Origin of the sequence: Schaalia sp. JY-X159 (assembly GCF_014525425.1) — a bacterium.
Lineage (GTDB): Bacteria > Actinomycetota > Actinomycetes > Actinomycetales > Actinomycetaceae > Scrofimicrobium.
In genome coordinates this window covers 334227-353604 of sequence record NZ_JACEXI010000002.1, presented here as the reverse complement: position 1 = coordinate 353604, position 19378 = coordinate 334227, and the positions used below count along the sequence as shown (strand labels likewise).

At 59.3% G+C, this 19378-nt stretch carries 16 protein-coding genes and 1 riboswitch; of the genes, 8 read left to right on the top strand and 8 right to left on the bottom strand.

Going from position 1 to position 19378, the window contains the following annotated elements; genetic code table 11:
* Positions 1-393: 393 nt before the first annotated feature.
* Entirely contained in the window at positions 394-609 is a 216-nt protein-coding gene (locus IDL90_RS04565) for a cold-shock protein (protein ID WP_182141696.1), read from the bottom strand.
* Between the two features lie 403 nt (positions 610-1012).
* Between IDL90_RS04565 and IDL90_RS04560 the strand changes: the two genes are divergently transcribed.
* A complete protein-coding gene (locus IDL90_RS04560) occupies positions 1013-1474 on the top strand; it encodes a RidA family protein (protein ID WP_182141697.1) in 462 nt (153 codons plus the stop codon).
* A gap of 18 nt (positions 1475-1492) precedes the next feature.
* On the opposite strand, the gene pntB is transcribed toward IDL90_RS04560, so the two are convergent.
* Positions 1493-2980, bottom strand: coding sequence for a Re/Si-specific NAD(P)(+) transhydrogenase subunit beta (gene pntB, locus IDL90_RS04555; protein ID WP_187994513.1), 1488 nt, complete (start codon positions 2978-2980; stop codon positions 1493-1495).
* Positions 2981-2988: 8 nt separating this feature from the next.
* Positions 2989-4533 (bottom strand): Re/Si-specific NAD(P)(+) transhydrogenase subunit alpha, encoded by a 1545-nt coding sequence (locus tag IDL90_RS04550; RefSeq protein WP_187994512.1) that lies wholly within the window; start codon positions 4531-4533, stop codon positions 2989-2991.
* A 155-nt stretch (positions 4534-4688) separates the two neighbouring features.
* Positions 4689-4794: riboswitch (TPP riboswitch) on the top strand.
* A 34-nt stretch (positions 4795-4828) separates the two neighbouring features.
* Here IDL90_RS04550 and IDL90_RS04545 point away from each other — a divergent pair.
* From IDL90_RS04545 to IDL90_RS04525, 5 genes are read left to right on the top strand one after another with little or no spacing between them, the layout of a single operon-like run.
* Entirely contained in the window at positions 4829-5440 is a 612-nt protein-coding gene (locus IDL90_RS04545) for an ECF transporter S component (protein ID WP_316930281.1), read from the top strand.
* A gap of 2 nt (positions 5441-5442) precedes the next feature.
* A complete protein-coding gene (locus tag IDL90_RS04540; protein ID WP_187994511.1) occupies positions 5443-7752 on the top strand; it encodes an ATP-binding cassette domain-containing protein in 2310 nt (769 codons plus the stop codon).
* 4 nt (positions 7753-7756) lie between these two features.
* Positions 7757-8230 (top strand): AAA family ATPase, encoded by a 474-nt coding sequence (locus IDL90_RS04535; protein ID WP_187994510.1) that lies wholly within the window; start codon positions 7757-7759, stop codon positions 8228-8230.
* A 9-nt stretch (positions 8231-8239) separates the two neighbouring features.
* Positions 8240-9208 carry a TIGR01777 family oxidoreductase gene (locus IDL90_RS04530; protein ID WP_187994509.1) on the top strand — a complete coding sequence of 323 codons (969 nt, stop codon included), beginning with the start codon at positions 8240-8242 and terminating at the stop codon, positions 9206-9208.
* Positions 9205-9999, top strand: a complete 795-nt coding sequence (locus IDL90_RS04525; RefSeq protein ID WP_223175178.1) for a class I SAM-dependent methyltransferase — start codon at positions 9205-9207, stop codon at positions 9997-9999. Before IDL90_RS04530 ends, IDL90_RS04525 begins: the two co-directional genes overlap by 4 nt.
* A gap of 346 nt (positions 10000-10345) precedes the next feature.
* On the opposite strand, the gene IDL90_RS04520 is transcribed toward IDL90_RS04525, so the two are convergent.
* Genes IDL90_RS04520 through IDL90_RS04505 form a run of 4 tightly spaced genes read right to left on the bottom strand, consistent with a single transcriptional unit; the run spans position 10346 to position 15159 of the window.
* The gene (locus IDL90_RS04520; RefSeq protein WP_187994508.1) at positions 10346-11686 is read right to left on the bottom strand and encodes an ABC transporter substrate-binding protein; all 1341 of its coding nucleotides are present in this window, start codon (positions 11684-11686) and stop codon (positions 10346-10348) included.
* Positions 11687-11715: 29 nt separating this feature from the next.
* Entirely contained in the window at positions 11716-13482 is a 1767-nt protein-coding gene (locus IDL90_RS04515) for a glycoside hydrolase family 43 protein (protein WP_187994507.1), read from the bottom strand.
* Positions 13482-14279: a carbohydrate ABC transporter permease gene (locus tag IDL90_RS04510; RefSeq protein ID WP_187994506.1), complete on the bottom strand. Its 798-nt coding sequence runs from the start codon at positions 14277-14279 to the stop codon at positions 13482-13484. Before IDL90_RS04510 ends, IDL90_RS04515 begins: the two co-directional genes overlap by 1 nt.
* A gap of 1 nt (position 14280) precedes the next feature.
* Complete coding sequence (locus IDL90_RS04505) at positions 14281-15159, bottom strand: carbohydrate ABC transporter permease (RefSeq protein ID WP_187994505.1); 879 nt, start codon at positions 15157-15159, stop codon at positions 14281-14283.
* Between the two features lie 181 nt (positions 15160-15340).
* Here IDL90_RS04505 and IDL90_RS04500 point away from each other — a divergent pair, with 181 nt between their 5' ends.
* Positions 15341-16396 (top strand): LacI family DNA-binding transcriptional regulator, encoded by a 1056-nt coding sequence (locus tag IDL90_RS04500; protein ID WP_187994504.1) that lies wholly within the window; start codon positions 15341-15343, stop codon positions 16394-16396.
* Positions 16397-16477: 81 nt separating this feature from the next.
* Here IDL90_RS04500 and IDL90_RS04495 read toward each other — a convergent pair whose 3' ends face one another.
* The gene (locus IDL90_RS04495; RefSeq protein ID WP_187994503.1) at positions 16478-17569 is read right to left on the bottom strand and encodes a Gfo/Idh/MocA family protein; all 1092 of its coding nucleotides are present in this window, start codon (positions 17567-17569) and stop codon (positions 16478-16480) included.
* A 108-nt stretch (positions 17570-17677) separates the two neighbouring features.
* Between IDL90_RS04495 and IDL90_RS04490 the strand changes: the two genes are divergently transcribed.
* Positions 17678-19375 (top strand): alpha/beta-hydrolase family protein, encoded by a 1698-nt coding sequence (locus IDL90_RS04490; protein ID WP_187994502.1) that lies wholly within the window; start codon positions 17678-17680, stop codon positions 19373-19375.
* The last annotated feature ends 3 nt before the right edge of the window (positions 19376-19378 follow it).

The window sequence follows — 19378 nt, the reverse complement described above, 5'->3', positions numbered from 1 at the left end:
GGAACTCCGCGGATGCCTGGCACTCGGGCCAACCCGCCCCCTTCGGGCCAACCGGCCCCGTTGGGCCACCCCACCTACACCGGCCGCACCCACACCCGCGGCACCCACACCCGCGGCACCCACACCCGCCCCGCCTCCGCGAGATCGAATAGTATCGACAGTTTCGGGACCAATAACAGTGTAATGTGTCGATACTATTCGATCTCGCGGTTTGGGGTGTGTAGTGGCGGCAATGGTCTACTAACGCAGAAACACTCCCCAAGATCTCCGATTAGATCGGAATATCCGGGGGAGTGCTTCGAGGGCCTGAATGGTTCAGACCTCAGTTGCTAGAGGTCGATGACCTAGCGTTGCGATCGATACCTTCGCGCTATGGTCGAAGACCAAGCTCTACTAGTCGAGGACCTTGATGTTGGTGGCCATGAGACCCTTGTCGCCCTGTTCAATGCTGAACTCGACGCGCTGGTTCTCTTCGAGGTTACGGTGACCGGAACCAACGATGTTGCGGTAGTGCGCAAATACGTCTTCCGAGCCGTCCTCGGGGCTAATGAAGCCGTAGCCCTTCTGGGAGTTAAACCATTTTACGATTCCAGTTGTTACGTCAGCCATGTGGATTCTCTTTTCTTGTGCTGCCGGTGTGGAACCAAGCCCGTCGGACCTGGTTGCAGTAAAACTTCTTCGTTGCACACCGCGGCGAATCCGCTGGGTACTTCTATTCAAGTTGAAACTACGCATATAAGGGTATCCGAGTTTGTCGCCAAGTGTTAGCCGAATGTGGACATGCGCCAAGAGTCACGAATTTCTGGTGCGGGGAGGGCGGTGTGCGCGGAAGACTAGGAGGCGAACGAGGACGCGAGCGAGACACCCCAGATACTGTTCCGGGTGGCACGAATCCATCTAGTGTTGTGGGTGGCACGAATCCAGATACTGTTCCGAGTGGCACGAACCCGTCTAATGTTGTGGGTGACACCAACCCGCCCACCGCGGGCCCGAACCATGAGGGAGTAAACCAATGGCAATATCGCAACGTTTGGAAGAACTCGGCATCGAGCTACCCCCGGTTGCCGCGCCGGTTGCCGCGTATGCCCCGGCCGTTGTCTTCGGGTCGCTGGTGAGGACGTCCGGCCAGCTCCCCATGAAGGATGGCGACCTGCTTCTAACAGGTAAGTGCGGCACAGTTGCCGTGACGGATGATCTTGCCTACGCCGCTGCCAGGCAGTGCGCACTCAATGCTCTAGCCGCAGCTGCCGCCGCAGTTGGGGGAGTGGACCGTCTAGTCCGGGCTGTCAAAGTCGTTGGTTTTGTGGCTTCGACGGAGGACTACTTCGCTCAGCCGTCAGTCATCAACGGCGCATCCGACCTACTTCAAGGCATCTTTGGTTCCCGCCATGCGCGTTCCGCTGTTGGTGTTGCAGCCCTACCCCTCAACGCAACGGTCGAGGTCGAGGTCGAGTTCGAGTTCCTGCCTGCCTAGGCCATACTCGCGGCCCGGTCAGACGCCCTGCTTCACCGCCGCCACAATCTTGTCGACAGAGTCCTTAGCATCCCCGAACAGCATGTGCGAGTTCTCCTTGAAGAACAACGGGTTCTGCACCCCCGCATAACCGGTGGCCATCGAACGTTTGAAGACGACCACATTCTGCGCCTCCCACACCTTCAAGACCGGCATTCCCGCAATCGGCGACCCGGGCTCTTCAGCCGCAGGGTTGACCGTGTCGTTCGCTCCAATGACGAGGACGGTGTCGACGTCACCAAAGTCGTCGTTGACCTCATCCATTTCCATGACGATGTCGTAGGGAACCTTGGCCTCCGCAAGGAGGACATTCATGTGGCCGGGGAGGCGCCCGGCAACCGGGTGAACGCCGAATTCGACCTCGACCCCCATGTCACGCAGTGCTGACGTGAGTTCTGCAACCGGGTACTGTGCCTGCGCGACTGCCATCCCGTAGCCGGGGGTAATCATCACTTTGCGGGAGCCTGCCAGCATTGCAGCAACCTGCTCGGCATTGATTTCTTGGTATTCCCCATCGATCTCGCCCGAAGCAGCGGTCGACTCACCGGTTCCGAACCCACCCAGGATGACGGAGATAAACGAACGGTTCATGGCCCGGCACATGATGAATGACAGGAACGCACCCGATGCGCCAACCAGGGCACCCGTGATGATCAGGAGGTCGTTGTTGAGCATGAACCCCGCCGCTGCGGCAGCCCACCCCGAGTATGAGTTGAGCATGGAAACCACGACCGGCATATCCCCGCCACCAATGGCCGCAACCAGGTGAACGCCGAGGGCGAGGGCGATCACGGTCATTGCGACAAACGGGAACCAGGCCCAGTTGCTGTGACCTGCTGCAATGAACCACACCATGAGCAGCAAGGAGATAACAATGGCACCCAGGTTCAACATGTTGCGCGCCGGCAACATTAGGGGCGCTCCCGAGATTTTCCCGGACAGTTTCAGGTAGGCAACGATCGAGCCGGTGAAGGTCACCGCCCCGATAAAGACACCCAGGAACACCTCACCCATGTGGAACCCACCCAGGAGGATGGCTTCTGGATCCGGAGCCAGGAACGAGTTGAAACCAACCAGCACAGCCGCCAACCCGACGAAGGAGTGCAGCAGGGCGATCAGTTCGGGCATGCCCGTCATTTCAACCTTGGCAGCGCGCCACAGCCCAATCGTGGCGCCAATCAGCATGGCAACACCAATGAGAAGGGCGGTGACGAGCACTCCACGTCCCGGTTCTCCGGTTAGCGCGGCCAAAATGGTCGCGGCCAGTGCAATAGCCATACCGGTGATGCCCAGGTTGTTCCCCTGGCGTGAGGTTTCGTGGGATGACAGGCCCCGCAGAGACAAGATGAAGAGGATGGCGGCAACAATGTAGGCCAGCGTGACGATGTGGCCGGTCCAGTAGGACGGTTCACTCCACCCCTGGTCAACAACGGCAGGAACTACGAATGTGGGAAGCAGTGCAATCATTGTTTCGCTCAGCCCTTCTGGAACATGGTCAGCATGCGGCCGGTGACGCGGAACCCACCAAAGATGTTGATGGACGCAACGACGATCGCGAGGAAGCTAATGATCGTCACAGCCAGGTTCGAAGAACCTACCTGGCTGATTGCCCCGACCAAGATGATGCCGGAGATGGCATTCGTTACTGACATCAGCGGCGTGTGCAGCGAGTGCGCAACACCTGTGATGACGTAGAAACCAACGACAATCGCCAGAACGAACACCATGTAGTGTCCCAGCGCCATTGTGGGGGTGACGAGGACGAGGGCGGCTGCCACGACCACGGCAAGGCCGATCCAAGCGAAGCGCTTCTGCTTCGCTGCCGCTGCCTCTCGCGCGGCATCCGCTGCGGCTTTGGCGTGGTCAACCGGGTCCTCAGTTGCCGCCGCGGGGGCGGCAGAGACTTGAATGGGTGGGGGAGGCCAGAGGATCTGCCCATCATCCGTCAGGGTGATGGTCCGAACGATCTCATCGTTGAGGTCGATGACCAACTGCCCGTCTTTCTCAGGTGTCATGAGCTTGAGTAGGTTGACGACGTTCTGCGCGTACAGCTGCGAGGACTGCGCCGGAAGTCGTCCCGCCAGATCTGTCCATCCGATGATGGTGACACCGTTGGCGGTAACTACTTTCTGCCCGGCAACGGTCTGCGTGGTGTTCCCGCCGTTCGCGGCCGCCATGTCGACGATGACGCTTCCGGGCTTCATGGCCGCGATTGCTTCGTCATCGAGGAGGATGGGGGAGGTGCGGCCGGGAATGTTCGCTGTCGTGATGACAATGTCGCAGGTGGCGGACTGCTTAGCGTAAACCTCGTTAGCGAGTTTTGCCTGCTCCGCGGTCATTGCTTTCGCGTAACCGTCCTCGGACTTCTCTTGGGCTGCGAGGAGGGGGACGAACCGAGCCCCCATCGAGTTGACCTGCTCTGCCACTTCCGGGCGCACATCTGAAGCAAAGACTTCTGCACCCATCGAGTTTGCGGTGCCAATTGCCGCTAGTCCGGCAACACCTGCGCCAATGACGTAAACGTGGGCGGGCGGCATCTTCCCGGCGGCCGTGACCTGACCCGTGAAGAGCCTGACAAACTCATTCGCAGCTTCGATGATGGCGCGGTATCCGGCAACGTTCGCCTGCGAGGACAGCACATCCATTGCTTGCGCGCGAGAAATGCGGGGCACGACATCCATGGCCAACGCCGTGATGTTCCGTGCGGCAAGTTTTTCCATGAGCGCTTCATTGCGGGCTGGTGCCAGGCGAGAAACGAGGACGGAATCGGCGTGCATCTTGTCGAGGTCGTACGGTTCCGGCGCGTCAAGAGTGAGCACAATGTCAGCGTGGTAGACGGCATCCCGGTCGACGATTTGCGCGCCCGCGTCCTCGTACTGGTAGTCCGGGTAGGAAGCAAGTGCGCCAGCTCCTGCTTGAACGAGGACGGAGTACCCCAGCTTGATTAGTTTTGTGACCGTATCTGGGGTGGCAGCGACCAGAGGTTGATCTGGTTTCTCAGCTGGTACTCCAATTCGCATGAATGCTCCCTTGAATTTGATGCAATGCTCGCCCCTACCACTATAAACAAGCGCGGCGACTTCCGAGCCCTTCCACGCGAGCGCACGACGGGGGGTATGTCACCGTCAAGCGGGTTGGACGGACTTTCGTCCTCGGTGACAAAGGGTCTAAGGTGGAAGAAGCCACGGGGCCCCTGAAGCGGGGTGAGAGGGGAACAGCAGTTCCCGACCGTCGAACCTGATCCGGTTAGTACCGGCGTAGGAAGTGCGACCTCGCGGCTACGACTGGGTTTTGTCTAGTGCGGGAGGTTCTCTGGTGAATGCGGGCTCTGAGGTTGGGTTGCATGCCAACAGGTGGCGCGTTGTCGACATTGTTACGGCAGCGGTGCTAGGTGCCGTAATGGGTGTGATTTTTCTTCTGTGGAATCAGGTGGGCTACGCCGGGTTTACGGCTTTGGATGCGCTCACCCCCGGTGTTGGCGGGATTGTCTCCGGCGTGTGGCTCATGGGTGGCCCGCTCGGCGCCCTGGTGATCCGCAAGCCGGGTGCCGCCATTTTTGTGGAGACCCTGGCCGCGGTGGTGTCCATGGCGCTGGGTTCGCAGTGGGGCGCAGAGGCCCTCATCGCTGGGCTCATCCAAGGCGCTGGAGCCGAGCTGGCTTTCGCCCTATTTCGCTACCGCCGCTTCGGCCCGGGTGTCGCCGCGCTGTCGGGATCCTTTGCCGCAGTTGGCGCGATGCTTCTCGAGGGCGTGACCTCCGGCAACTTTGCCAAGTCCTTCCTCTTCAACCTCATCTACTGGTCAGCCACCATCACGTCCGGCATCATCATTGCTGGCCTGGGGTCCTACTTCCTGGTGCGCGCCCTCGCCAAGACGGGTGCGCTTAACAGATTCGCGTCGGGACGCGACCTTCAAAAGCGGGTCTAGAGATGACTTCCCCACTCCCACAGAATCCGGTCGCGGACCTCGTCGCACCCCCAGTTCGTCTGCAGGGGTGGGCTTGGCGTCACCCGGGGCGTGAGGCGTGGGCGGTGCGGGACGTGACGCTGGAAATCGCGCCGCAAGAATGTGTCCTCATTGTTGGTAACTCGGGGGCGGGTAAGTCCACTTTGCTGCACGGGATCGCCGGGGTTTTGGGGGTGGACGAGGGCGAAAGCGAAGGTACCCTCACCATCGCGGGCATGCCTGCATCTTCCCCGATGGTGCGCGGGCATGTCGGCCTCGTTCAACAGGACCCGGAAACACAGAGGGTGATGGGACGGCTGGGGGACGAGGTCGCGTTTGGCCTTGAGAACATTGGTCTCCCGGCAGAGCAAATCTGGCCGCGGGTCAAGGATGCGTTGGCCGTGGTCGGCCTCCGCTACCCTCTGGACCACCCGACCTCGCACCTTTCCGGTGGTGAGAAGCAGCGTTTGGCCCTGGCATGCGCCCTCGCCATGCGGCCGCGGGTCATGCTGCTGGATGAGCCCACAGCCAACCTGGACACCTACGGCGCGGAAGAGGTGCGCCGGGCAACTGAGGATCTGGCGAACCAGTCGGGCGCGACCCTGATCATTGTTGAACATAACCTGGCCCCGTGGATTGACCGTGCGGACCGCCTGATTGTGCTCACTGAGGGTGGGGTGGTGGCCGACGGCCCACCACGACGGGTGATTGCCGATCATGGCGCTACGTTGCGTGAGGCGGGGGTATGGATTCCGGGGGTTGACCCCCTCCAGTTCCTCCCGCCGCGCAGCGGACCCGGTCGGTCGCAAGTCCCCGGTTCGGCGCTGACAACCACGGATCTTGCGGTTGGTTACAAAGATGGCCCGGCGGTCCTCACCGGCCTCGACCTGACTTTTGAACGAGGGCGTTCCACGTGCGTTGTCGGTCCCAATGGGGCGGGGAAAACGACTACGGCCCTGACGCTTGCGGGCCTGCTGCAGCCACGGTCGGGCGCCGTTCACGCGGGGCCGCAGGTGTGCAACGCGGCCAATGTCAACACTTCTGTGCATAGCGATAAGCCGACCGACTGGTCGCCGGTGGAGCTGCTCGGCCGCATTTCGATGGTGTTTCAGGAACCCCAATACCAGTTCCTCACCTCCACCGTTGAGGACGAACTGGCGCTCGGTCCGAAGCTGTCCGGACTGGGCGGTGACCAGATCGCCGCGCGCGTCGACAAGTACTTGGACCTGCTGCACCTGCGTCACTTACGGGCGGCTCACCCACTGTCACTTTCCGGTGGGGAGCGGCGCCGCCTCGGCGTTGGAACCGCACTGATCGCGGCGCCCGAGGTTGTGGTGCTTGACGAGCCGACCTTCGGGCAAGATTTCAACACCTGGGTGGACCTGGTTTCCCTCCTTGTTGAGGCGCGAGGACGCGGGACCACGCTGATCATCATCACGCACGACAAGAACTTGGTGCGGGCCCTTGGTGAGGATTTCATTGAGATCGAGGACGCCGCTGGCGCAACGCCCATTGCCCAGGCGCCAACCCGGGTCGTAAGCCAACCCCGAACGCCCCTGTCCCGTGTCAATCCCGCGGCGCAACTACTCGGCCTGCTCCTCATGACCATCCCCCTCATGCTCAGTATCGACCCGGTGTCAGCTGGCATTGCCCTGCTGCTTGAGATGATGTTGCTGCCGCTGGCGCGATTGCGCCCTCGAACACTTCTTATTCGACTGTCCCCACTGCTAGTAGCGGCGCCGCTAGCCGCGGTTTCCATGCTGCTCTACGCGGCACCCGGCGGGGAGATCTACGCGGCTTGGGGACCCGTGGTGATCAGCCAAAACTCGGTGACCCTGGCGCTATCGATGTCTTTGCGTGTGCTCGCCGTTGGCCTCCCCGCGGTTGTTGTCCTGCCCAGTTTGGGCTCCACCGAGGTCGCAGATTCCCTCACCCAGGTGGTTCACCTGCCGTCCCGATTCGTTCTCTCTTCGCTTGCGGCAGTGCGTATGGTGGGCCTGATGCTCAGCGACTGGGCAGCATTGAAGAGGGCGCGCCGATCCAGGGGAATGGACGGCGCACACTTCGCGAAGGCCGCCTTCTCACTGACCACCTTTGCTTTGCGTCGGGCCGACTCCCTGTCAGTGTCAATGGAAGCCCGGGGATTTGGGTCTGACATCCCACGCTCAAACGCCAGGGTGTCACGGTTGTCTAGGGCCGACGCGGTCATGGTTGCGGTCTGCGCCCTCGTTCCAGCCATCGCCCTCGGCGTCGCGGCAGCGGTGGGGACGTTCTCCCTCTTCGGGATCGGATGAGGCCATGGCAGATCAGCCCGCGCGGATCGTCATTGACGGACCTTCCGGAAGTGGCAAGACAACCCTCGCGAACAAGCTTGGCTCACTTCTGGATGTCAGGGTTCTCAGCGTCGAGGACTGGGTCCCCGGGTGGGACGGCCTCACCGAAGGAACGGCTGTGGCTGAGGAACTGCTGCGAGGTGAACGTGACAGTTACACGAGGTGGGACTGGGTTCGCGAAGGGTATGCCGAGGAGGTGGTGCTGGACCCGGCTGAGCCGTGGATCATCGAGGGGTGCGGCGCGCTCACCCCGACGACGGCTGCGAACGCAACCCTGAGTATTTGGGTCGAGGCCGACCCGCAGGAGGCTCGCGCTCGTGGACTGGCGCGAGACGGGGAACTCTACGCCCCGTTTTGGGAGCAGTGGAACCGCGCCGAACGTGAGCATTGGGTGCGCAACAGCCCGCGAACTCTAGCCGATTTGGTCATCAAAACCTAAGCTGTGGACATGAAGATTGCCATTGGTGGTGCCAGCGGGATGCTGGGGAGCCGCCTTGACGCCGCGCTAGTCGAGCGGGGGGACGAGGTCGTTCGCCTGGTCCGCAAGCCGGCCACCAGCGAGTCGGAAAGGCAGTGGGATCCGCAGGCCAACACAATTTCAGTGCCCGGACTCAGTGACGTGGACGCCGTGGTCAACCTGGCGGGCGCACCAATAGCGGGAAGCCGCTGGGCGGCAGAGTACAAGCGGGAAATCCTCTCCTCACGTGTGCTGTCGACGAGGACGGTCGTGCAAGCGCTTGCGGACGCGCGCGAAGAGGGATCGGACCGGTGCAAAACCTTCCTCTCTGCCAGCGCCGTGGGCATCTACGGTTTTGACTGTGGGGATCGTCTGCTTCCCGAGGACGCGCCGGTGGAAACCGGGTTCCTAGCTGATGTTTGTGAGAAGTGGGAAGATGCGGCGCTTCCTGCCGCAGACTTAGGGGTGCGGGTGGTGCGCCTGAGGACGGCCAACGTCCTCTCGCCTCGCGGAGGTTTCCTAGGTGCTCTGCGACCCCTGTTTAAGTTCGGTGTGGCGGGCCGAATTGGGGATGGTCGGCAGTGGCTGTCCTGGATCCACATCGACGATCATGTTGCCGCCATGGTCGCTCTGTTGGACGGCGAGGTGTCCGGGCCGGTGAACCTCACTGCGCCGAACCCTGTTCGTAATGCGTCCTTCACCAGGGAGTATGGCCGTGTCTTGAACAGGCCGACGTTCATTCCTTTCCCAAGTCCCGTGGCTCGGATCGCACTGACGCCAAACATGGTTGATGAGACGGTTGCTGCAGGGCAGAGGGCGGTGCCGGAGGCGTTGGCTCGCAGTGGATTCAAGTTTTCATATCCCGTGCTGGGGCAGGCGCTGCGAGACCTGGAGGGCCAGCGCAAGGAAACACCCCGTCGAAGCAAGAAGTCGAGGCGCGGAAAGCAGCCGAAAGTTTGACTGAGGGAAACTCTGGGTTCATCAACCCGTTCGCAGCCACGGTTGGGCGTGCGGAAGCCGTCGAGTATGAAGAGACTCGGCCCACCTATCCGGCAGGTGCCTACGACGCGGTGCTTGCGGCCTCGGCCCACGGGGTTGGGAGCGCCGTGGATGTGGGGGCGGGTACAGGCCAGTTCACGCGGGGTTTGGTTGAGCGTGGGGTGAGGACGGTCGCGGTTGAACCGTCCTCGGCAATGCGGGAGGTGCTGCAGGAAGGCTCTTGGGCTCAGGAGGCGAGGGCGGACTTGGTCGGAGGTGGCCCACTGCTGGAGGTTGTTGCGGGAACCGCCGAGGACACCGGGCTTGCGGCCGACTCATCTGACCTGGTGGTGTGGGCGCAGTGTTCCCACTGGCTTGACATTCCGCTTGCTGCTGCTGAGGCGGCGCGGATCTTGCGCCCCGGAGGCGCCCTCGCACTGGTCGCCAACCAGTTGGCGGTTGAGGTCCCCTGGGTGCACAGGCTGAGCCGCATCATGCGTTCCGGTGATGTGGTGCGGCGCGAACGCACCCCGGATTTGGGTCCGTTGTTTGAGCGTCCGCTGCTGACGGAGGTTGGCTGGGAGCAGAGCCTGACTGTGGAGCAGTGCTTGCGCCTTGCCCGCACCCGGTCGTCATACCTTGCGGCGAGCCCGGCTCGTCGCGCGAAGATGCAGGACAACCTGCGCTGGTATTTGTTGGAGCACCTGGGGTTTGACCCAATTGCCCCGTTCGCGTTGCCGTACACGACACTGGTGTGGACGGCGCGGGCCTAGCACAGCCGCCGCCCTCGGCCCGGCTCGGCCCGCCCTCGGCCCAGACCCCGGCCCCTCAGCCCAGGCCCCGCCCGCTCAGCCCAGGCCCCGCCCCCCGCTGAAATGTATATGTTGGGGCGAAATGTGCGCGTGGGGGGCCTACCCCCGGGCCACGTCGGTTCCCCACGTATACATTTCACGAAATGCCGCCGGGTGCGGGCTACAAGTGGAAACTCAGGAAGCGGCGTGGCCGGGATGTCAGAGCAAGATGCGGCTTGGAACGGAGAAGTGCCCTGGCCCCAACCTATGAGGTGGGAAACAGGGCACTTCTATTGGAGTTGCTGGGATACCTGTGGGTTTCTCAGCTCTACTTATTCAATGTTGCCAATGTGGCGGCGGGGTCAGCGCCACCAGCGATGTCTTGAAGTACGATGCCGAGGTCCTGCTCCAAGGAATCCCAGCCCGAGACGTTCAGTTTGCGAGGGAACCTGGATTCTGCCAGTGCGTCCTCAACCGTGCTCAGGCTCTCCTTGGCAATCTCTGGCTCGTCATCGGCAACCTCAACTTGGATGCCATCCGCAACGGGGAACCCCTGGAGGGTGTTAACCCACAGCTGCTGACCAGTTCCGACAGCCATGAACTCGACGAACTTTGCCGCAGCATCGAGCTTTGCCTCATCTATGTCTGAGGAAATTGCCAATGCAAAGTCGACTCCTGATGTGGCGCCCCCGTTATTGGGGCCAATCTGGGGGAATACTGCCATGCCAACTTCGTCGTCTTCGATGGCGCTACCGGGTTGCTCCTGATCTGGTCCGACTAGGGCCATTCCCACGTGCCAAGAGCCGGTCGGCAGGGCAAGTGCTCTACCAGCTAGGAAATAGTCGTCACGAGCAGCAGGGTAGGTGGTTGTAGTAAGAGCACCCTGTTGGAAGACGCCGTCTGTAAAGAGCTTCTGCCAGTCAGTAGCGGCTTGGACAAGAGATTCCGAGTCCCAGGGGATTTCTCCACCAGCAGCCTTATAAATGTCCCCGCCACTTCCATATTGATTGGAGAGCCATACGAAGAAGTCAGCGTCGTGCCACGCGTCTGCTGCGCCCATTGCAAAGGGGGTGTATCCGGCGCTGTTTGCGGCCTGAGACACTTTCACCAGCTCCTCATAGTTCGTCGGGAGATCAAGACCCAACTCGGTGAAGAGGTTCTGGTTGTATAGGTAGAATTGCATGCCTGCCGTCAAGATTGGGACTGCAGCCTCAACTCCATCCTGTGTTGTAGTTTCACTGCGAGGCTCTTCGCGTACGCCCTCGATCCAATCGGTCGCATACTCCTCAACGGGTAGGGCGTACTCGGCGTAGTCGTTGAACGATGCCCCAGCTTGGATACCAAATATGTCTGGAGTCTCCCCAGCGAGAATTTCATTGTCTAGGTTTGTGCGGAAAGCATCGTAGTCTTCGTCTCGCTGGAAGTCGATGCTGATGCCGGGGTTTTCGTCTTCAAACGCGGCGATAAGTTCAGGCCACTGAACCTGGGTCGGGAGCCAGGTACTGAAACTGAGTTCAACTTCTTCGCTGCCGGTGTCACTGTCTGCTCCACTGGTCGCTGTGTCGCCGCCTGTGCTTGAGGTGCCACCACTGGAGCAAGCAGTAAGGCTCAAGGCCATTGCTGCAATAATTCCAGCGGTTGCCACCCCAAATTTACGTGTGCTTCTCAAGGGTTTCTCCTTCTTTGGGTTTGTGTTTGTTACTGCGTTTTCTGAGTGCATTTGAGACCGCTCAGAGCGCTCCGTTTCAGATACATGACGATTTGATCCTGGTGGTTTGCCCTAAAGCGGACGGTTTGTCGTGCTCCTTCCTGGGCCATGATTTCAATCTGTCTCTCATCAGCAAATCCTGCGATCTGGACAATGGAGTCCTGGGCAGGGAGCCAGAAGTCCGCGACGATTGATAGGTCTTTTCCTCCCTCGTCCCGGAGTAGCGTTAGCTCTGCTGCCTCAGACCAGAGACCGTGCGCATTAGCCTGCGTGGGGGTGTCCGACTTGAGTACGGAGGCGATAGCGCCCCCTTGAGAGGCATCCCAGTCAAAGTGCTCGGTCAATCGAGAATGTCCGAGAGAAGTAGCCGTGTACTGGCTGATGACTGCGGCATTTGCTTTGGTTGTCCGCCAAGAGTGGTGCGCGCTAATGAGAATTTCGTTCCCTCGACGTAATGTCACATGGTCCAGTCCGCGTTCCAACTGCAGTGGCTGCCAAGACGAGAAGTCGAAGTCGCGAAGTTTCGCTTCGGCGATGTCGCTGCACACACCGTTGGTTGTTTGGCGCGCAGTCACTGTCTTAGTTCCCCGATCGAACCACAAGGCAAACTGGTTATCTGCTCCAAGGGTCATTGGGACAAGAGCAAACCGGGAACCAGAGTCGCCTGTCTGAGTGTGGACCCATACCTCTGAGATATGGGGACCAACAGACTGGGCAATGACGATTTCATCAGCCCTGCTACTACCTCTAGTGGTAATGGGGCCAGCGAGCTCGATCCCTGGCGGTGCTGGGGGCGCAATGCTAGAGGATGTAGGTCCGTCGGTCCATAAGACGTCGCCATCGAAATGGAGTCTGTCGAGCCGCATGACTCTTTGCTCGAGGTCGTGATCAAACTCCACGGCCGTACTACGGCCGTGGTAGACGATCCACAGGTCGACCAGGTTGGGGGCGACCACGACTGAATTGTGTCCGGTTCCTTCCACTTCTGCGCTACGGCACATCAGGGGGTCAAAGATGTGATCACTGGGCGCCTTGCTCCAAACGAGGTTCTCTAGTTTGGGTCCCAGCTGAGCCCTTGAGTATCCGATGAAGTAGTCGGGACGTACGTATGCGTTGCCTGAGTAAGTCATGAACGCAGTTCCGCGATGTGTGAAGAAGGTACTGCCCTCGATAGTGTGCCAGTCACGTCCATCCGTAAAACGGTCGTGTGCGAATACTTCTTGAGGCAACGTCGGAACGATCACAGGAACTGGTTCACCTTGCAGGGTCTCTAGGTCCTTCATGCGGTCAACGACCACGGAGGTTCCAGGCCTGTCAAGTGACAGACCTGTGAACTCGTTGCTTGCATAGAACATATACGGGGTGCCGTCCTCGTCGAACACAACGTCTGCGTCGATCGCAAAGCTCCCGTCGATCAGAGTATGTAGAGAGGTGAATGGACCGAGCGGAGACGGTGATGTCGCCACGCGGAGGCGCTGTTCGTGACTGTCTTCGGCTCTGCGTGGCCTGTCCGACACGTACATGTAGAACATGCCGTTTCGATAGATCACGCACGGGGCCCAGAAGGCTCTCCGCTTCGGGTCGGTGAAGGCAAAGCCGTGGTAGTTCCAGTTGATGAGGTCTAATGAAGAAGAGACTCTGACGCCTTCCTCATCCGTGGAATAGCAGAAGTAGGTGCCAAGATAACTCAAGATGAACGGGTCAGGATTGGTTAGCTCAGGGTCTTCAAACCTCGCTGGGTTCTCGAATTTCTGCATTAGCTCTTCACCGCTCCTGCCGTAACTCCGGCCTGTAGGTACTTCTGGCTAAATAGGTAGACCAGCAAAGTGGGGATGGTCATCAGGATTAGGCCTGCATAGAGGGTCGAAATGTCTTGCTGACTCATTCGATCGAACTGCAGAAGGGAGATAGCCCTTGTCACAGGGAACAGGTTTGGATCTCTTAGCAGCAGCAATGGAAGAAGATATTCATTCCAGGTGTAAACGAAGGAAAGCACGCCGACTGTTGCAACCGTTGGACCAGATAAGGGCATCAGGACACGCCAGTAAATTCGGAAGGATCCACACCCGTCCAACAGTGCCGCCTCGATCAGCTCGTCAGGTAGCGAATCGAAGTGCGTCTTCATGATCATCAGCATCATGAGGGAGTTGAATGCGACCATGGGAATGATCACGCCAATGTAGGTATCTCTCAGGTTCAGGCTGTTGATGGTCGAGAACAATGGAGTGACTACCGATGCAATGGAAACCGCGAGGCAGGCAAGGAGCATCGAATAGATCAATGAACGTCCGCGGAACTTCATCTTTGAGAAGGCGTATCCGCCAAGTGATGCGAAGACGATGATGATTAGGCTTGAACTGATAGCAAGCAGGAAGGAATTGCCAATGGCGGTCCAGTAGTTGAATGTGTCGTGGGTGAGCACGTCGCCGTAGTTGCTCCACCCACCGACCTCTACGGACTTCCAGATGGCGAGGGCAATGGGGTAAAGCCAGACGACGACAAGACCAATAAGAGCAATGTACTTAGCGACATTGGCAACCAGCCGACTATTCATTTCAGCTCCTCCTACTCTTGCGGTTCGACCACAGGGTTTGGGCAAGTGTTAGAACAAACGCAAGGATCAGGAGCACAGTGCCGATTGCACTTGCGTATCCGGCTTCGCGATTTGCGCGTTCCTGGTACAAGAAGGTGGTCAAGAACTGGGTGGATACTCCCGGCCCACCCCCGGTCGTGAGCCAGACGATGTCAAATGTCTTCAGCGATCCGACGATTCCAAGGATGATTAGGGTAGCTGTGACACCTCGCAGCGATGGGATAGTAACGCTGAACAGCCTTCTCCACCAGCCAGCACCATCTAGTTCAGCCGCTTCGTACAGGTCCTTTGGGATAGACATGATGCCGGCAAAGTAGATCATCATGGAGAAGCCCATCCACTGGAACACGTTGATAGCCACAATCGACCAAACGCCGAGGTCTGCGCCCAACCAGGTGATGACGTCGTTCTCCCCGAGGAGGCCAAGGGATCTCAGGCTTTCATTGAGCGTCCCGTAGTTGGCTTCGAGCATGTACTTGAATACCGTCGCAACGATGGCCGGAGCCATTGAAATGGGCAAGAAGAAGATCGCTTTGAAGATGTTTGAACCTGGGAGACGGTCAGCACAGAGGACCGCCACCAAGAGCCCAAGAACGGCTTGGATGAAGATTGTTGCAACCATGAAGACAAGGTTGTTACGTAGCGCAATCCAGAAGGTTCTGTCGTTCACCAGCTCCTTGTAGTTATCTAGGCCTATGAAGTTCATTCGATTGAGGCCGTTCCAGTCTGTGAGGCTGGCGAACACGGTGAAGCCAATGAAATAGTAGATCAGGAAGCCTGAAATGAGCACAACGGGTGCTATGTATAAGTACGGTTTGATGCCGCGTGCTAGCTGCTCCACCGCCGCCCCTCCTAACTTGCTGGGTCATGATTGGAATCCCAACATGCCACTTGTGGTTCAACGTTGAACTAACTTGCGAAACGCAAACCTGAGATATGTTGTCTGTTACGTTCAACGTTGAACTACGATGATGGCGAAACCCTAACATGAGAATCTGCGATACGGAAGGAGCTCTGCAAAAATGGTTAAAGTTCAGCGTTCACACAGAGTTACGCTACGTGATGTGGCTGCCAAAGTTGGCGTCAGCCCGAAGACCGTTTCCAATGTAGTTAACTCGCAGGGTTGGGTAAGCGAGCCTGTACGGAATGCAGTGCTTGCGGCGATTGAAGAGCTCGGCTATCACCCCAACTTTGCGGCTCGGCAATTGAGGAGCGGTACGTCGGGCATGATCGCCCTAGTCGTGCCAAACCTACGTGAACCGTACTTCGCGGAATTTGCGTCCAGCTTCGTGGCTGCTGCGCAATCTCGCGGGCTGACTGTCCTTGTCAGTCAGAGTGATGGGAATCGTGATCGCGAATGCGCGGCGATTGAAGGTCATTCACTTCCCGGTTTGGACGGCATTGTTTTATCGCCGCTTGAACTGACTGCAGCAGACCTCAGGGTACGCAGGTCGAACGCGCCTCTCGTCCTCATTGGCGAGTATGGTGAAGCGCTTCTGGGCGAAGGAGTGCCGCATGTTGGGATAGACAACGTTGCAGCAGCTAGGGCCGCAACTGCTCATCTCATCTCGAAAGGCTGCAGGCGTATCGCGGCCATCGGTTGCCAAATTGACCAGACGCAGGCGACCTCGAGGCTGCGACTCTCGGGCTACCGGGAAGCTCTAGATCAGGCTGGAATCGCTTTTGAACCGACGATGTTGGGGTTTGTGGAGCGTTTCAATCGGGCTGAAGGCTCACAGGCTGTCCGTAGACTGATCGACTCGGGAGTTCAGTTTGACGGCCTATTCTGCTTCAGCGACTCCATGGCCTTCGGCGCCATCCACACCCTTTCTACCTCGGGAATCTCTGTTCCGGATGACGTCTGTGTCATCGGCTTTGACAACATCGAAGAGGGGCAGTATTCGTATCCGGCATTTGACACCGTTGATCCGGCTGCAGATATTGCGTCGAACAAGATTCTCGACTTGCTTGCGAACGCCGGGTCACGAGGATCTCAGTCTCTTGAGACTTCGGATGGTAGTGGGAAGAGTTTGGAAGAAGGCCACATAGAGGTGCCGTACAGGGTCTTGGCTCGGTAGGCTCCCCGCCCACGCCAGCCTAGCCCGTACCGAAATATATACGTTGGGGCGGAATTGTGGCGACGGCACGGGCCTAGCCCGCTAGAACCGCGGGTACCGCACCCCAACCTGCGCCAGTGCGTCATCCATCATCTCTTGAACCTCGCGGGTCGCCGACCAGGGGACAACAGGGGACTCTAGATCTCCCGCCGTGATTCTGTGAGCAGCCTCTGCGGCCTCGTACTGAAATCCACCGGGAACGCATGCATCCCACTTCTGCTTGTGCACTGACACGGCTGCACCAGTGGCGGGGTCGAGGTCGAACACGGTCAACCTCACCTTCGTTGGCCCATAGAAGTTCTTGGCAAGTTCGATCGTCCCGGCCTCAAACGTGAGGATGGCGTGCATCGAGGTCGCGCCATCCATCTGGCATGTGGCCACAGACAGTCCGCCCTCGTGCTTCCCAATCACAACGTCACCCAGATCAACGCCCAGGTCAGAGAGGCGCCCCAGTGCGACCTGTTCGGTCGGCTTTCCCAGCGTCATCTGAACCAGTGAGATTGGGTAGACGCCGAGGTCTAACATGGCTCCACCTGCCAGGTTGGGGTCCGTCATCCGAGCGATGTGGGTTAGACGCTGCCCGTGGTCTGCAGAAACTCCAACCAGGCGTCCCAGACGCCCTGATGCAATTGCGGCGCGGATGAAGTGGTAGTGCGGCAGGTGTCGCGACCACATCCCCTCCATCGCAAAGAGGCCTTTGGCTTCGGAGGTATCAAACATTTCATTGACCTGGTCTATCGAAGTCGCAAATGCTTTTTCGACGAGGACGGGCTTGCCCGCATTCAACGCCAGGAGGGCATCGTCGCGGTGGCGCATGTGCGGCGTGGCGATGTAGATGACGTCGATGTCGTCTGCTTGCACCAGCTCTTCGTAGCGTCCGTAGGTGCCAACTTGCTGCAGTCCCATTTCGGTAGCGAACGCTTGGGCGCGTGAGAGCTCGCGGGAACCAATCGCGACGACCTGTTGGTTTGAGTATTTGGGGACATCCCGGGCAAAGGTGCGTGCAATACCACCGGCCCCAAGGATTCCCCACCGTAACGATGGTGCAGCAAACGGATCAGGAATGGCCAGGTTGGGCGCAACTTCCTGGAATAGTGGGGGCAGTGGGTCGGGGTGGGGCAGCCTGTTACTCATGTACTGATTTTGCCTCTAAATCACGCGGGGCGGTACCGTGATCTGGCAGGATCAGCGCGTTGTGTTCTGCACCGGGGTACACGACACGAACTGGGGGTGCTAGCAGACATGGCTGAGCCATCGCTTTTCGGCGTTCTGTTCACGATGGTCTTCTACGCAATCTCCGTGACCCCGTCCGTCCTGCCCCGCCGCTGGTGGTGGCATGCGTTTGTTTCCGGAATCCTCATGGGTTTGGGCTACGTTTTGGGATGGGCTCTCCAAGAGGGGGGCGCAGCTCTGCTGAGAGCACTGGATGTCTCTATTTCGGCGCCCGAAAGCGTCACCCAAACTGGAACCTATCTGCTGGTGGCCGCGGTGACGCTGTGGACAATGAGGTCGATTTGGCAGTCGTTCTGGGCCAGCAAGAAGGCGGCTGCGCTCCAGGAGATGAAGCAGGTCAACCTGGTGGAGTACCTGATTGGCCTGGCCGCGAGCTTCGTCATGTTTGCGGCGGTGCTGACCGTGGTCGGCCTGTTGCGGGGAATCTTCAACCTCATCGTCTCCTTCCTTGCCAACTGGATTTACCGCCCCTTTGCTCTTGCGATAGCGCTAGTGGCCGTGATTGCACTGGTCCTATTCATCTCCAACAGGGTTGTTTTCCGCTCCGTGATGGCGATCTTCGCACGCAAGGCGGCAGCGCTGAATACGACCAGTGCCGACGGATATGCCCGCCCCGAGGTCCCGGAAAGGTCAGGGTCTAAGCAATCCCTAGTCCCATGGGAGACAATCGGCGGCCAGGGGAGGAAGTTCATCGGCAAGGGCCCCAGTGCCGAAATGATCGAGGACGTCACAGGTCTTCCCGCGATGGAGCCGATCCGTATCTATGCGGGAATGCCTACCGCCGATACCAACCTAGATGAGCTTGCGGATCTTGCGGTAGCAGACCTTGAGCGTGCCGGTGGATTCAAACGCTCCCTAATCCTGGTCAACACGGCGACCGGATCCGGTTGGGTGGATGAGTGGCTGGTGCAGCCAATGGAGTACCTGACTCGCGGCAACTGCGCTGTGGTGACCATGCAGTACTCATACCTTTTCTCAGCTGCCCTGATGGTTTCAGACCTATCGGTGTGCGTGAAGGCCGGGACTTTGCTTTTTGAGAAGGTCGCGCAGCGGGTTGCGACACTACCGGAGGATGAGCGTCCACTGGTTATTGTCGGTGGAGAGTCCCTTGGCGCATACGGCTCACAAGACCTTTTCGCCGACGCCCATGACCTGACTGAGCGTGTTGACGGAGCGATCTGGACAGGTTCTCCCCAGGCCTCGAAACTATTGCGGCAGCTCACAAAATCCCGACACAAGGGGTCTCCGGAGGTTGCCCCGGTGTTTGAAAATGGATCTCATATTCGCTTCGTCAACAACCCGGAGCAGTTAACGCGGGACCGCTACGGTAGGGAGTTGGGGCCCTGGCTTTTCCCGAGAGCGGTGTTTGCGCAACACGCTTCAGACCCGGTTGTGTGGTTCTCTTCCGACCTGGTCTTCAAAGAGCCGGACTGGATTCGTGAGCGAGCGGGTTTGGATGTGCCAGACATGCACTTCACTCCGATTGCAACCTATCTTCAACTGGTTGCTGATCTTCCTGTTGCGGGTACGGCCCCTGCGGGTCACGGTCATACATACCATCGCGAGCTGGTTGACATTTGGATGAGCGTCCTCGGATTTGATGGTCCCGTCGCGCTGGGGCGGCTTGGGGAAACCGCGTGGGTCACAGAGCAGATGAAGATCGATATTGGCAATGCGATCGAGGTCGATGACCAGCGCGACCCGTGATGA